The sequence below is a fragment of the Ectorhizobium quercum genome (assembly GCF_026552795.1).
Taxonomy (GTDB): domain Bacteria; phylum Pseudomonadota; class Alphaproteobacteria; order Rhizobiales; family Rhizobiaceae; genus Ectorhizobium; species Ectorhizobium quercum.
On record NZ_JANFPI010000001.1, the window covers coordinates 892,202 to 906,076 of the forward strand.

Consider the following 13,875-nt stretch of genomic DNA (forward strand, 5'->3'; position numbering starts at 1 on the left):
GTCAGGCCCGGCTGCCCGCCTTGTGACCGGAGACCGACGCGCCCGCATTGCGCGGCAGCGCGAGAAGCGGCGGCAGCGCGGTGAGCGACAGGGCGGCGATCGCGAAGAAGGCGACGTGGAAGTCGCCGAGGGCCAGATGCGAGCCCGAAAAGACAGTCTGGATCTCGAGGATGGCCGCTGCCGCAGAGACGCCGAGCGCCAGGCTGATCTGCTGCGTGACGGATGCGATGGACGTGGCCTGGCTCGCCTGAGAATCCTCGATCTCCGAATAGGAGAGCGCGTTCGTGCTGGTGAAGAAGAACGAGCGGGCGAAGCCTGCCAGAAGCAGGAAGAAGAAGATCACCGCATAGGGCGTTTCCGGCGTGAAGAAGCCGTTGGCCGCGGTGGCGACGGCCGTGACCAGCGCGCCGGTGATCAACACGGTGCGGAAGCCGGCGAAGGCGAGAACCCGTCGCGCGATGAACTTCGTGGTGATGGCCCCGATGGCACCGACGAAGGTGATCATGCCCGACTGGAAGGGCGACAGCCCGAACCCGATTTGCAGCATGAGCGGCATCAGGAAGGGGATGGCGCCGCCGGCGATGCGAAACAGCGTGCCGGAGGTGATCGCGCTTCTGAACGTGCGGTTGGAAAAGATCGTCAGCGACAGGATGGGGTCCGGTGTGCGGCGGGCATGGATGACATAGGCCACGCCCGCGGCGATGCCGATCGCCACCGTCGCGATGCCGATGGCCGGCGGCAGCGCCGGAAGGCTGACGACGGACAGCCCGAAGATCACCCCGCCCGCCGCCGTGGCCGACAGGATGAAGCCGGGCGTGTCGAGCGGCGGCGGCCGCTGGGCCTCGATCTCAGGCAGGAATATGCCGGAAAGGATGTAGCCGATCACCCCGACCGGCACGTTGATCAGGAAGATCCAGTGCCAGGAGAAATAGGTGGTGATGAAGCCGCCGACGGGCGGGCCGGTCAGCGGTCCGACGAGTGCGGGAATGGTCAGGAGCGCCATCGCCGACACGAGTTCGCTGCGCTTGGTGGTGCGAAGCAGCACGAGGCGGCCGACCGGCGTCATCATCGCGCCGCCCATGCCTTGCAGGAAGCGTGAGACGACGAACTGCAACAGGCTGGACGACACGGCGCAGGCGATGGAGCCGACGACGAAGACGAGGATGGCCAGGCGGAAGACCTTCTTGGCGCCGAACCGGTCGGCCATCCAGCCGCTGACGGGTATGAAGATGGCCAGCGACACCATGTAGGCCGTCAGCGCCAGCTTCAGCGTGATCGGGCCGATGCCGAGATCCTCGGCGATCGTCGGCAGCGCCGTGGCGATCACGGTCGAATCCATCTGCTCCATGAAGAGGGCGACGGCGAGGATGAGGGGGACGATGCGGTTCATGAGCCGGGCAGACCATTCCAGAAAGACAGGAATGTCTGTAGCCTCAGTTTTGGTCTGTGCCAATTGCGCGTGGGAGATTAAGGTGCATTTGGGTGTCCATGCCTGCCTGCGATGGCGCGTGAAGGCAGGGTGTGGCGGGTTTCATCAAGTCTGCGTGAGCGTACTTTTCGTGTCGCAGCTTTGTTCTATGTTGTGCGAAACGGCAAAGGAGACAATCATGTCGGAGGATGCGATTTTCAACAGACGGCTTCTGCTCGGAGCGGGCGCGGCGGCGCTGGCGGCTCCCGCCCTTCTGGGGGCGACGCGGGCAGCGGCGCAGCAGGCCGGTGCGCAGGAGGCGCGGCCGTTCGTCTTTCCCCCGGATATTCACCGTTTCAAGGTCGGGGGCTTCGAAGTCACCGTGATCAAGGACGGCGCCCGCGAGGCCGGCGCGCCCAACGAGACCTTCGGCATCGACCAGGCGCCGGATGAGGTCGCCCGTCTGCTGACCGACAATTTCCTGCCGCCGAACACCTTCGTGAACGGGTTCTCGCCGGTTCTCGTCAATACGGGATCGGATGTCGTGCTGTTCGACACGGGGTTCGGCGAAAGCGGCCGCGAATGGGGCGGCGGCCGCCTGGTCGAAGGCATGGCGCTGGCCGGCTACCAGCCGGAAGACGTCACCGTCGTCGTTCTGACCCACCTGCACGGCGACCATATCGGCGGCATGACGGAGAACGGCGAGGCCACCTTCCCGAATGCGCGTTATGTCACCGGCCAGGTCGAATACGATTTCTGGGTCAACCCCGAACGGGTCGGCACGCCGGCCGAAGCCGGCCATCAGGGCGTGCTGGCCAAGGTGCAGCCCTTCGCCGAGAAGTTCACCTTCCTTGACGACGGCGGCGAGGTGGTGTCCGGCATCGGCGCGATGGCGGCGTTCGGCCACTCGCCCGGCCACATGATCTATCGCCTCGAATCGGACGGCAAGCAGCTCATCCTGACGGCCGATACAGCCAACCACTACGTCCTTTCCCTGCAACGGCCGGACTGGGAGGTGCGTTTCGACATGGACAAGGCTGCGGCCGCCGAAACCCGCAAGAAGGTGTTCGACATGATCGCCACCGACCGGCTGGCCTTCCTCGGGTACCACATGCCGTTCCCCGCCGCAGGTTACGTGGAAAAGCAGGACACGGGCTATCGCTTCATCGCCAAGTCCTACCAGTTCGACGTCTGAGCCGTTTCTCAGGCGACAGAGTACCGGCATCATCCCCGCTCTCCGGGCCGGGGATGATCATGTCGCGGCCGTCCGTGTGCGTGGTCAAACCATGACACGGCTGTGAAATTGTACCGGAGTGCAAGATTTTGCCGGCCCCGGCTGTTCCCATCTTCGCAAAAGCGTGGTAGCAGCCCTCGTCAACTTCCTATTCGCGAAGATCTCTTCCGGCCTCCCTCCGCCGGACGAATTTCTATTTACTCAAGGAACTTGGCATGGCCCGCATCCTGCAAACCGCAACCGGCGCTGAAGCGCTGACCTTCGATGACGTTCTGCTCCAGCCCGGCCACTCGGAAGTCATGCCGGGGCAGGTCAACATCGCAACGCGCATCGCCCGCGACATCGATCTCAACCTGCCGATCATCTCGTCCGCGATGGACACGGTGACGGAAAGCCGTCTTGCGATCGCGATGGCCCAGGCCGGCGGCATCGGCGTCATCCACCGCAATCTCACGCCGGCCGAGCAGGCGGAGGAAGTCCGCCAGGTCAAGAAGTTCGAAAGCGGCATGGTCGTCAATCCGGTCACGATCGGCCCGGACGCGAAGCTTTCCGAGGCCCTGGCGCTGATGAAGGCACACGGCATCTCCGGCATCCCGGTTGTCGAGAACGGCGGCTCCGGCGGCCACAAGACCGGCCGTCTCGTCGGTATCCTGACGAACCGAGACGTCCGCTTCGCCTCCGACCCGGACCAGAAGGTCTACGAACTCATGACCCGCGAGAACCTCGTGACGGTCAAGGAAAACGTCGAGCAGACGGAGGCCCGCCGCCTCCTGCACAAGCACCGCATCGAAAAGCTGCTGGTCGTCGACGGCGACGGCCATTGCGTCGGCCTCGTCACCGTCAAGGACATGGAGAAGTCGCAGCTCAACCCCAACGCTACGAAGGATGCCCAGGGCCGCCTGCGCGCCGCCGCCGCCATCTCGGTGGGCGCCGATGCCGTCGAGCGCGCCGAGCGCCTGATCGACGCGGGCGTGGATATTCTGGTGGTCGATACCGCCCACGGCCACTCGCAGCGCGTGCTCGATGCCGTCGCCCATGTGAAGAAGATGTCGAATTCCGTTCGCATCATCGCCGGCAATGTCGCGACCGCCGACGGCACGAAGGCGCTCATCGATGCCGGTGCGGATGCGGTCAAGGTCGGGATCGGCCCGGGCTCGATCTGCACCACCCGCATCGTCGCCGGCGTCGGCGTTCCGCAGCTTGCTGCCGTCATGGCCTCCGTCGAAGCCGCGGCTGAGGCCGATATTCCGGTGATCGCGGATGGCGGCATCAAGTTCTCCGGCGATCTCGCCAAGGCGATCGCCGCCGGCGCTTCCGCCGTCATGATCGGCTCGCTGCTGGCCGGAACGGACGAAAGCCCGGGCGAGGTCTTCCTCTACCAGGGCCGTTCCTTCAAGGCCTATCGCGGCATGGGCTCGGTCGGCGCGATGGCGCGCGGCTCGGCGGACCGCTATTTCCAGGCCGAGGTGCGCGATACGCTGAAGCTGGTTCCGGAGGGTATCGAGGGGCAGGTGCCCTACAAGGGCCCGGTGGCCGGCGTGCTGCACCAGCTCGGCGGCGGTCTGCGCGCGGCGATGGGCTATGTCGGCGGTGCGACGATCAAGGACTTCCAGGAGCGCGCCACCTTCGTGCGCATCTCCGGCGCGGGCCTGCGCGAAAGCCATGCCCACGACGTGACGATTACCCGCGAAAGCCCCAACTATCCGGGGGCGGTCTAAGGGTGGCTGCGGGCGGCATGCAACAGGTCGACCGCGTGATCCTGCTGACGGGGGCGGCATCCGCCGCCCTGTTCGGCTGGATGCATTTCGCCTTTCGCCGGCCGCTCGAGGCCCTTCTGCCGAATGCCGACCTGCCGGATCTCGCCGTCGGCGACCATGCCCGCGAGAGCGTGGCGGCCTTCTTCCGCGCGCTCGAGGGCAGTTCGCAGGCCGCGGCCCTGTTCCACAACATGCTGCTGGGTCCGGAACTGTATTTCCCGCTGGTTTTCGCGGCGTTCCTGTTTCTCTTCCTGCTGCGCGTGTCGGAGGGCGCACAGATGTTCAGCCGCCCCGTCACCGGGCCGCTGAAGGCCATCGTGCTCGCCCAGCCGTTGACCTATGTGCTGGCCGATTATGCTGAAAACGCTGCCTTTTTCGCGCTGCTGCAAAGCCCGGAACCGTCCGGATGGCTGCTCGATCTCGCGCCGTGGCTCACCGCCTTCAAATTCGTCGGCGTGTCGCTGGCGGCGGTCTTCCTGCTGCGCTTCACATTGCTGAAACGCTTGCAGCCAAAGGCGTAACTATATAACTTTACTTTCCGAGTCAAGTTTTTGACTCCACGCCTGTCGCGTTTTCGATACAGATCGGCATCACAAATTCCGTGGGTTTGATCCAGGCCCTTGGCCGCGCGTTGCGCGACTGTCTTCCTGTCATGTGGTTGATCCGCCGTAGGCGGAGCGTACCGCCAACTCTGGAAGTTTTACGGGAGAAAACTCATGGCAAAAACGATGAAGGCCGCCGTCGTGCGGGAATTCGGCAAGCCACTGACCATCGAGGAGGTTCCGATTCCGGATCCGGGTCCGGGTGAGATTCTGATCAACTACAAGGCGACGGGCATATGCCACACAGACCTGCACGCCGCCACCGGCGATTGGCCGGTCAAGCCCAATCCGCCCTTCATTCCGGGCCATGAGGGCGTCGGCTACGTCGCCAAGATCGGCGCCGGGGTCAAGGGCATCAAGGAAGGCGACCGCGCCGGCACGCCTTGGCTCTACACGGCTTGCGGTTGCTGCGTTCCGTGCCGCACCGGCTGGGAAACCCTGTGCCCGGACCAGAAGAACGCCGGTTACTCGGTCAACGGTTCCTTCGCCGAATACGGGCTGGCCGATCCGAAATTCGTCGGCCGCTTGCCGGACAATCTGGAGTTCGGCCCCGCCGCCCCGGTGCTGTGCGCCGGCGTGACGGTCTACAAGGGCCTGAAGGAAACGGAAGTGCGGCCCGGTGAGTGGGTGGTGATTTCCGGCGTCGGCGGTCTCGGCCACATGGCCGTGCAGTATGCCAAGGCGATGGGCATGAATGTCGTCGCTGCCGATATCTTCGACGAAAAGCTCGAACTGGCGAAGAAGCTCGGCGCCGACGTCACCGTCAACGGTCGCGACCCGGATGCCATCGAGCAGGTGCAGAAGGCGACAGGCGGCACGCATGGCGCCCTCGTCACGGCCGTGTCCCCCAAGGCGATGGAGCAGGCCTATGGCTTCCTGCGCTCCAAGGGCACGATGGTGCTGAACGGCCTCCCCCCGGGCTTCGTGGCCCTGCCGGTTTTCGAAACGGTGCTGAAGCGCATCACGGTGCGCGGCTCCATCGTCGGCACCCGGCAGGATCTGGAGGAAGCGCTCACCTTCGCCGGCGACGGCAAGGTGGCGGCCCACTTCTCCTGGGACAAGCTGGAAAACATCAACGACATCTTCCACCGCATGGAGGAAGGCAAGATCGACGGCCGTATCGTGGTCGATCTCGCCGCCTGATCGACGGTTCGTTGTTGAACGGAAAAAGGCCCGCGCGGGAAACCGCGCGGGCCTCTGTGTATCTGCAAACCCTCTCCCCGGTTGCCCTCGGGCTCGACCCGGGGACCGCCCATGCCGAAAGAGAGCGACACCTCCCTCGTCGGCAGTCTGCGGTCCGCGCAGGGTCGCCCGTCTTTACCAGCCCGGCATCAGGTGGCCGGGGCGGTGGCGCGGCGGGCGTGGCGTGAAACTGCGCACGTCGCCGTCCAGATCGTCGGGAACCGCGGCCTGGCCGATCGAGATATTGTCGAGGCAGGCGGTGATGTGGTCGGTGATCGCGTTCATCAGCGAGGCGGAGAGGCCGGGGCGCTTCATCAGGCCGATCTGCACCGGCGGCAGCGGCGGGAAGCCGTCGGCCGAAGTCAGCACCTTCATGCCGGGGCGCAGGGCCGATTCCGGCAGGACGGAAACCGCCATGCCGGCCAGAACCGCCGCGGTGACGACGGTGGACGACCAGCTCGTGAAGAGAATCTGGTAGTCGCGGCCGTCCGCGTCGAGCGCCGAGCAGGCAAGCTGCCGCCAGCAGCAATCGCGCCGGCCCACGGCCAGCGGCACCGGCGCGTTTTCGCGCAGCGGATGGTTGGCGGACGTGACCCAGCACAGGGGTTCGGTGCGCACCACGTCCGATTGCCGTTCGCGCGGATTGTGCGTTACGAGCGCGATATCGAGTTCGCCGCGCTGCATTTTCTCCGTCAGGCTCGTCGAGGGCTCGCAGACGATATAAAGCTCGACATTCGGATGCGTCTTGGCGAAACGGCCTATGATTTCAGGCATGTAGCGGTCGGCGTAATCGTCGGGCGTGCCGATGCGCAGCGTGCCCTCCAGACGGTTGTCGTCGAAGGCGGCGATGGCCTCGTTGTTCAGGCGGATGATGCGGCGGGCATAGTTCAGCAGCTTCTCGCCTTCGGCGGTCAGGCGGTTGCCGCGCCCGTCCTTGGCGAAAAGCTGTTTGCCGATGCGTTCCTCAAGCCGCCTCATCTGCATGGAAACGGCGGATTGCGTCTTGAAGATCCGGTCGGCCGCCCGGGTGAAGCTGCCCGTATCGGCGATGGCGATGAAGGTGTGCAACTGGTCGATGTCGAGGGGTGCGGCCACGGAAACCATCCATAAAAATAGTTGATGATACATATTAAAAACATTCGATGGACTGATCAATAGGTTTTGGGCAATTTATCTCGCGAGGCCGGATCGAACACGGTCGGCCCGCAAACCAGACACCAATAACGGGAAGAACCCCATGTCCAGCATCAAGGAGATCAGTTTCGCCAGCGCGGCAAGCCTTGGCCGCAAGCCCAAAGCCCGCTCGTTCGTCGGCGCACCGTCCACCGTCCGCACCGCCGTTTCCGGCCTGGTGCGCGCCGTCTTAAACCGCCTGAGCGCCAACGACCTGCGCGATCTCGACGATCGCATGCTCGACGATATCGGCCTGACGCGCGCCGATCTGGACGATGCGCTTGCCGATGCCGGCGCGTTCGGAGACCCGACGCCGGGGCTGACGCGGGCCGTCCGCGCCCGCGCATGGCGCCGCTTCGCGCCGCGCCGCGGCTGATCCTGACGATTTTCCCCGCGAAGCGGCCGCCAATCCGCTTCGCATTTGCCCGGCGCCGCACCCCGTCGCCGGGTCTTTTTATGCCTGCTTGCGTCCGTCCCTTCGGGACGCTATACCGTCCGCCGCTGCGTGACTGGCGAATTGAGATGGATACCATCGGGAAGCGCGGCCTTGGCTTGCCGCTCGCCTGGGCACCGATCGGGAATGTGACGAGGGTGCCGACCATGCGGAAGATCCACGACCAGCATTTGATTGATGTTCTGGCCGAGCTTGACGGGCTGACCAACTGGGAAAGCCGTCCGCGCGACGGCATGCGCGTCGATCTGGAGCCGATCCGCGATCTCGCCGCCCGGCTCGGTCATCCCGAACGCAGTTTCCGCTCCATCCATGTCGCCGGCACCAAGGGCAAAAGCTCGACCTGCGCGCTGCTGGAGGCTGCCCTTTCGCGAGCCGGCTTTCGTGTCGGGCGCTATTCCTCGCCGCATGTCGAATATTTCGGCGAACGCATGACCCTTGACGGGCATACTGCCCCCGAGCCGGTGATGGCGCAGGCGCTGGCCCGCGCGCTGGAGGCGCTGAAGCAGGCGCGCGCGCAACAGACGCCTGCTGCGGACGCGACATGGTTCGACGTGCTGACCATCGCGGCATTCCTCGTGTTTAGGGAAGCGGGCGTGGAATGGGCCGTGGTGGAGACCGGCCTCGGCGGCCGCCTCGATTCCACCAATGTCGTGCCGAGCGATGTCGCCATCGTCACCAATATCGAGCTCGAGCATACGGAAGTGCTGGGCGATACCCGCGCGAAGATCGCCTTCGAGAAGGCGGGCATCGTCAAGCCGGCACGCATCGCCGTGACGCCGCTGACGGCGGACGACGAGGCGGGCGCGGTGATCGCCGCCCGGGCGGATGAGCTGGGCGCGGCGCTGATCGTGCCGGTCCTTCCCGAGGACGCGACCATTGCCGAACGGAATACCCAGGTCGTCGGCGCGGCGCTGGAAGCACTCGGCGAACGCGGCGTGGCGGCGAAAGGCGGGGCTGCCGCCGGCAAGCCGCTCGGCGCCTGGCTGCTCGACCGCGCCACGCTGGAGGCGGCACGCCTTCCGGGCCGCATGGAATTCTTCGACGTTAACGTGGGCGAGGGGGCCGGGGCCCGCAGGGTGCATGTCGTTCTCGACGGCGCGCACGTTCCCTTCAACCTCGCTGCCGTCCTCGCCGACCTGCGCCGGACGCCGGAACATGCCGGTGCCTGTCTCGCCGTCGTTTCCATCGCCCGCGACAAGGATGCGGAAGGCTTGCTTGGCGTTCTGGCGAAGGCGGGCGTGACGGCGATCCTGACCCGCGCCAACGATCGCTCGCGCGATCCGGCCGAACTGGCCGCGGTTGCCGAAAAGCTGGGCCTTGCGTATTCCGTCGAGGCCGATCCGCTGGACGCTTATGCCGGGGCGTTGAGGCGGGCGGCGGCGGCTGGCCAATGGGTACTCGTCACCGGCTCGCTCTACATGACCGGCGTCGTGCCGCGCCCTTGAGGGCACGCCTTCGCGGTCCCTCTCTGGTTGCCGCCATCTCCCCCACAAGGGGGGAGAACGATAGATGCGCCGGTTTCCCGTATCACAACATTTGCGAAGGGCGAAAGGTTGCCGCGTATCTTCTCCCCTCTTGTGGGGGAGATGGCCGGCAGGCCAGAGGGGGTAAACCCGGCCAAACCTTCAATATCGGTAGGCTTCGAAAACCGGCTCCACCGAGCCGTTCCACGGGCCGTTGAAGGCGGCCAGCATGTCCTCGGCCAGCGTCGCCTTGCGGGCGATGATCGCGTCCAGCGGCGCGAGGAAGAGGCTTTCGTCCTCGCCCTGCGCGTTGCGGATGCCGCGGGCCTTGAGGCCCTTGCGCGAGATCGCCACCGCCTCGCGGGCGATGTCGAGAGCCGTGTGGCCCCTGATCGCCGTCTTCAGCCCCTGCGTCGGAACGCCGTCGCGCAGGGCGGTCACGTCCTCGAACGTCCATGCCGCGGTCAGCGCTTCCGCGTCGGCCAGCGCCGCTTCGTCATAGAGCAGGCCGACCCAGAACGCCGGCAGCGCCGTGATATGCGGCAGCGGGCCGTTGTCGGCGCCGCGCATTTCGAGAAAGCGCTTCAGGCGCACGTCGGGAAACAGGGTGGAAAGATGGTTGGTCCAGTCACCCTGCGTCGGCTGCCAGGCGTCGATCCTGCCCTTCAGCGCCCCGTCCAGGAACTGGCGGAAGGTGATGTCGGTGCAATTGATGTAGCGGCCGTCGCGGATGACGAAATACATCGGCACGTCGAGCGCCCATTCCGCATAGTCGGAAAAGCCGAATTCCGGCTTGAAGACGAAGGGCAGACAGCCGGCGCGGGTGTTGTCGGTGTCGCGCCAGATCTCGCCGCGCCAGGAATGATAGCCGTTCGGCTTGCCGTCGGTGAAGGGTGAAGCCGCAAACAGCGCGGTGGCGATGGACTGGAGCTTCATGGAAACGCGCATCTTGCGCGCCATGTCGTCCTCGCTGGAATAATCGAGGTTCACCTGAATGGTGGCGCTGCGATACATCATGTCCAGCCCGTGGCGGCCGACCTTCGGCATATAGCCGGTCATGATGTCGTAGCGCGATTTCGGCATGCGCGGGGTTTCCGCGAGCGTCCATTTCGGGCTGCCGCCGACGGCGAGGAATTCGATGCCGAGCGGCTCCGCCACGGTCTTCAGCACATCGAGATGCGTCTGCGTTTCCGTCTGCGTGTCGAACAGGCTGGCAAGAGGGGCGCCGGAAAGCTCGAACTGGCCGCCGGGCTCGATGGAGATCGCGCCGTTTCCGGCCGGCTCCGAAAGCCCGATGACATGGTCGCCGTCCACGATGGGCTCCCAGCCGAGCAGGTCGCGCATGCCTTCCAGCAGGGTCTCGATGCCGTTTCCATAGGGCACGGGGCGATTTCCGTCGACGTAGAAGGCAAACTTCTCGTGCTCCGTCCCGATCCGGAACTGCTCCTTCGGCTTGCTGCCGGCTTCCATGTAGGAGGTCAGTTCGCAATGCGCGGAGAGCGGCGTATCGTCGGTCGTGTCGCGAGCCATGAAACCTGCCTTGTCTGGGACGCTCTTTTCGGTTTTCCGGAGTGATTGGACTGGAAATTGTTCAGAGGCAAGTGAATTTCTTTGGGAGATCGTTCAAAAAAACAATCTCCTTCTGCCGGGGAAAATGAGCGGGATATTCTCTTGCTATCGTACCGGCAGTGCGAAAAAATTTCTACGGGCCGGGTCAGCGCCAGTCGCCGGCGGTCGCCTGGACCAGCGCCATCGCCGCCACGGCCGCCGTGTCGGCCCGCAGGATGCGCGGCCCGAGCGGAATGGCGGTGACGAAGGGCAGCGCGCGCAGCCAGTGCCGCTCCTCCTCAGAAAAGCCTCCCTCCGGGCCGATCAGCAGTGCCGCATGCCGTTCGGCGATCGCCTGCAAGGCGCTGAGCGGATTGTTGGTTTCCTCGCCTTCGTCGCAGAAGAGAAGGCGCCGGGCCGGGTCCCAGCCGTCCGTAAGGTCGCGCAGCTTCACGGGCGCTTCGAGCCTCGGCACGGAAATCACCCCGCATTGCTCGGCCGCCTCGACGATATTGGCCCGCAGGCGGTCCATGCTGGTGATCCTGCCCTGAACATGCTGGGTCATGACGGGCTGAAGCACGCCGGCGCCCATTTCCACGGCCTTCTGCACCATATAGTCCATGCGGCCGGTTTTCAGCGGGGCGAAGAGATAATGCAGGTCGGGCATGGGCGTCTGCGCGCGCGTCTGCTCCGCGGCCACCATGACGATCTTCTTGCGGGCCGGAAAGGTCAGGCGCGCCAGCCATTCGCCATCGCGGCCGTTGAACAGGAGAACCTCGGCGCCGTCCTCCATCCGCAGCACGTTGGCGAGATAGTTGAACTGGTCGGCATCGGCGGGGATGGCCGCTTCGGCATGAAGGGCATTTTCGACGAACAGCCGTTGCAGGCGGAAATTGGCACGCATGGCAGGCGACCTCAGAAGAACAGCGACATCAGCCCGTAAAGGGCGGCGGACATGGCGGCCGACGCCGGCACCGTCAGCACCCATGCGGCGATGATCGTCATGAAATGCGAACGGCGCACCAGATAGCGGCGGCGCACCTCGTCGGGATTGTGCTCGTGCCGGTTCGCCATGCCGGATCTGTCGTGCATGTAGGCGAGGCGGCGGCTCGAATTTCGCGTGTACCACTCGCGGAAGAAGCCGACGCCGAACACGGCGCCCACGGCGATATGCGTGGTGCTGACCGGCAGGCCGAGCCAGGAGGCGACGATCACCGTCACCCCCGTCGAAAGCGATACGCTGAAGGCGCGCATCGGGTTCAGCTTGGTGATCTGGGCGCCGACGAGGTTGATGAGGCGCGGGCCGAACAGGATGAGGCCAACGGAAATGCCGAGGCCGCCGATCAACATCACCCAGAAGGGAATGGCGACGGTCTCGCCGAAATTCGCCCGCTCCGTCGCGTTGACGATGGCCGAGAGCGGCCCGACGGCGTTCGACACGTCGTTGGCGCCGTGGCCGAAGCAGAGGATCGCCGCGGTCAGCACCAGCGGCAGGCGAAACAGCTTTCGCAGCGACTGGTTGCGGTTTTCCAGCCCGGCGGCCTGGCTGCGGATGAAGGGAATGGCGGCGAGCCAGCTCAGGATGCCCGTGGCGAAGCCGAAGAAGGTGGCGTGCGGCAGAGAGACGAAGAACAGCCGGTTCAGCCCCTTGAAGGCGAGATAGGCGGAAAAGGAGCCGGCCATGACGCCGATCAGCACAGGCACCCAGACGCGCGCCGCTGCGATCTTGTCGTCGCGGTAGACCACGGTTTCCTTGATGACGTAGAGAAAGCCGGCGGCGATGAGGCCGCCCAGAACGGGTGAGATCACCCAGCTTGCCGTGATCCCGGCCATCGACGGCCAGTTGACGGCATCCAGCCCGGCGGCGGCGATGCCGGAGCCGAGCACGCCGCCGACCACGGTGTGGGTGGTCGAGACCGGCGCATTGGCGAGGGTGGCGATGTTCACGAACAGCGCGGACGACAGCAGGGCGGCGATCATCATCCGCACCAGCGTGCCGGGGTCTGAAATGGCGGCGGGTGATATGATGCCGTCGGAAATGGTCTCGACGACATCGCCGCCGGCGATCAGGGCGCCGGCGGTCTCGAACAGCGCCGCCATCATCAGCGCCGCGCCCATGCTGAGCGCCTTGGCGCCGACGGCGGGGCCGACATTGTTGGTGACGTCGTTGGCGCCGATGTTCATGGCCATGTAGGCGGCGATCGTCGCGGCGGCGATGACGAGCAGCGAACCCGGCTGCTGGATGACCGTGGCCGTGGCGATGATCGCGGCGGCAATCAGGAACAGCAGGCCGAGGCCGGGCGCAATCAGCGGGCGGGCGACGTGGTGCGCCGCCTGCTCGTGGAGCGTCATCCGGTCCAGATCCTTGTCGAGGGTCGGCTTGCCGGCCGGCCGCGGTGCCTGTTCCATGAATTTTCCGCAGGTTGGAAATGACGAAGCGATCCCCGGCGCCGTTGCCGGCGCGGGAAACCGCGTCCGGTCGAGTGCCATGATGCCTCCGGCATTGCAATGGAAGAATGACGGCGGAGACGAAAGTCGGCCGGCCGTTCAGCCGTTCCCGGTCACTCCGTCCCGATCACTCCTTGCCAGACAGCCGTGCCGGAAAATCGCGCAGAATGCTTCGCAGCCCCGACTCGCGAACGCGCCCGGCGGCCTCCTCGAAGCTGAACCATTCGAGGCGGCGCTCATCCCTTTCCGGGAAGTCGTCCACCATGTGGTCCACCTTCAGCGCGTGAACCTGCACCCGGCAGGGAATGCGCAGGCCGTTGTCGAGAACCTTGGTATAGAGGAAGGAGCCCGCCGGGACGGGATCGGCCTCGCCGCGCACCCCGGCTTCCTCATAGGCTTCCTGCGCGGCCACGGCATGGGAGGGCTTGCCCGGCATGGGCCAGCCCTTCGGGATCACCCAGCGCCCCGTGTCGCGGCTGGTCAGAAGCAGCACCTGCGGGCCGGCTTCGCCCGCGCGATAACAGATCGCGCCATATTGCTGGCGCGGCGGCCGCTGCACCATCAGCCTGACATTCGTTGCGATCCGTTCGAGCAGGGTCAAGTCCT

General features: G+C 65.6%; 12 protein-coding genes and 1 riboswitch. Of the genes, 6 read left to right on the top strand and 6 right to left on the bottom strand.

What is annotated here, in order from left to right:
• Window position 1 precedes the first annotated feature (1 nt).
• Complete coding sequence (locus NOF55_RS04015; RefSeq protein WP_306410008.1) at window positions 2-1,390, bottom strand: DHA2 family efflux MFS transporter permease subunit; 1,389 nt, start codon at window positions 1,388-1,390, stop codon at window positions 2-4.
• A gap of 217 nt (window positions 1,391-1,607) precedes the next feature.
• On the opposite strand from NOF55_RS04015, the gene NOF55_RS04020 reads away from it, so the two are divergent.
• The 4 genes from NOF55_RS04020 to adhP all read left to right on the top strand — a co-directional run bounded on the left by NOF55_RS04020 (window position 1,608) and on the right by adhP (window position 6,144).
• Window positions 1,608-2,603 carry an MBL fold metallo-hydrolase gene (locus tag NOF55_RS04020; protein ID WP_306410009.1) on the top strand — a complete coding sequence of 332 codons (996 nt, stop codon included), beginning with the start codon at window positions 1,608-1,610 and terminating at the stop codon, window positions 2,601-2,603.
• Between the two features lie 254 nt (window positions 2,604-2,857).
• Window positions 2,858-4,360 carry an IMP dehydrogenase gene (gene guaB / locus NOF55_RS04025; RefSeq protein WP_306410010.1) on the top strand — a complete coding sequence of 501 codons (1,503 nt, stop codon included), beginning with the start codon at window positions 2,858-2,860 and terminating at the stop codon, window positions 4,358-4,360.
• A 17-nt stretch (window positions 4,361-4,377) separates the two neighbouring features.
• On the top strand, window positions 4,378-4,920 hold the full coding sequence (locus NOF55_RS04030; RefSeq protein ID WP_306410011.1) for a hypothetical protein: 543 nt from the start codon (window positions 4,378-4,380) through the stop codon (window positions 4,918-4,920).
• A 195-nt stretch (window positions 4,921-5,115) separates the two neighbouring features.
• Window positions 5,116-6,144: an alcohol dehydrogenase AdhP gene (gene adhP / locus NOF55_RS04035; RefSeq protein ID WP_306410012.1), complete on the top strand. Its 1,029-nt coding sequence runs from the start codon at window positions 5,116-5,118 to the stop codon at window positions 6,142-6,144.
• Window positions 6,145-6,318: 174 nt separating this feature from the next.
• On the opposite strand, the gene NOF55_RS04040 is transcribed toward adhP, so the two are convergent.
• Entirely contained in the window at window positions 6,319-7,278 is a 960-nt protein-coding gene (locus tag NOF55_RS04040) for a LysR substrate-binding domain-containing protein (RefSeq protein WP_306410013.1), read from the bottom strand.
• A 142-nt stretch (window positions 7,279-7,420) separates the two neighbouring features.
• Here NOF55_RS04040 and NOF55_RS04045 point away from each other — a divergent pair, with 142 nt between their 5' ends.
• Window positions 7,421-7,732: a YjiS-like domain-containing protein gene (locus NOF55_RS04045; RefSeq protein ID WP_306410014.1), complete on the top strand. Its 312-nt coding sequence runs from the start codon at window positions 7,421-7,423 to the stop codon at window positions 7,730-7,732.
• A 119-nt stretch (window positions 7,733-7,851) separates the two neighbouring features.
• Window positions 7,852-7,932, top strand: a riboswitch (ZMP/ZTP riboswitch).
• Between the two features lie 24 nt (window positions 7,933-7,956).
• Window positions 7,957-9,255, top strand: a complete 1,299-nt coding sequence (locus tag NOF55_RS04050; RefSeq protein WP_306410015.1) for a bifunctional folylpolyglutamate synthase/dihydrofolate synthase — start codon at window positions 7,957-7,959, stop codon at window positions 9,253-9,255.
• Window positions 9,256-9,435: 180 nt separating this feature from the next.
• Here the strand turns inward: NOF55_RS04050 and NOF55_RS04055 are convergent, their stop codons facing one another.
• The 4 genes from NOF55_RS04055 to NOF55_RS04070 all read right to left on the bottom strand — a co-directional run bounded on the left by NOF55_RS04055 (window position 9,436) and on the right by NOF55_RS04070 (window position 13,870).
• Window positions 9,436-10,803 (bottom strand): glutamate--cysteine ligase, encoded by a 1,368-nt coding sequence (locus NOF55_RS04055; RefSeq protein WP_306410016.1) that lies wholly within the window; start codon window positions 10,801-10,803, stop codon window positions 9,436-9,438.
• 184 nt (window positions 10,804-10,987) lie between these two features.
• Complete coding sequence (locus NOF55_RS04060) at window positions 10,988-11,725, bottom strand: 16S rRNA (uracil(1498)-N(3))-methyltransferase (protein WP_306410017.1); 738 nt, start codon at window positions 11,723-11,725, stop codon at window positions 10,988-10,990.
• 11 nt (window positions 11,726-11,736) lie between these two features.
• Complete coding sequence (locus NOF55_RS04065) at window positions 11,737-13,230, bottom strand: inorganic phosphate transporter (RefSeq protein ID WP_306410018.1); 1,494 nt, start codon at window positions 13,228-13,230, stop codon at window positions 11,737-11,739.
• A gap of 166 nt (window positions 13,231-13,396) precedes the next feature.
• On the bottom strand, window positions 13,397-13,870 hold the full coding sequence (locus tag NOF55_RS04070; RefSeq protein ID WP_306410019.1) for an NUDIX hydrolase: 474 nt from the start codon (window positions 13,868-13,870) through the stop codon (window positions 13,397-13,399).
• Window positions 13,871-13,875: the final 5 nt, after the last annotated feature.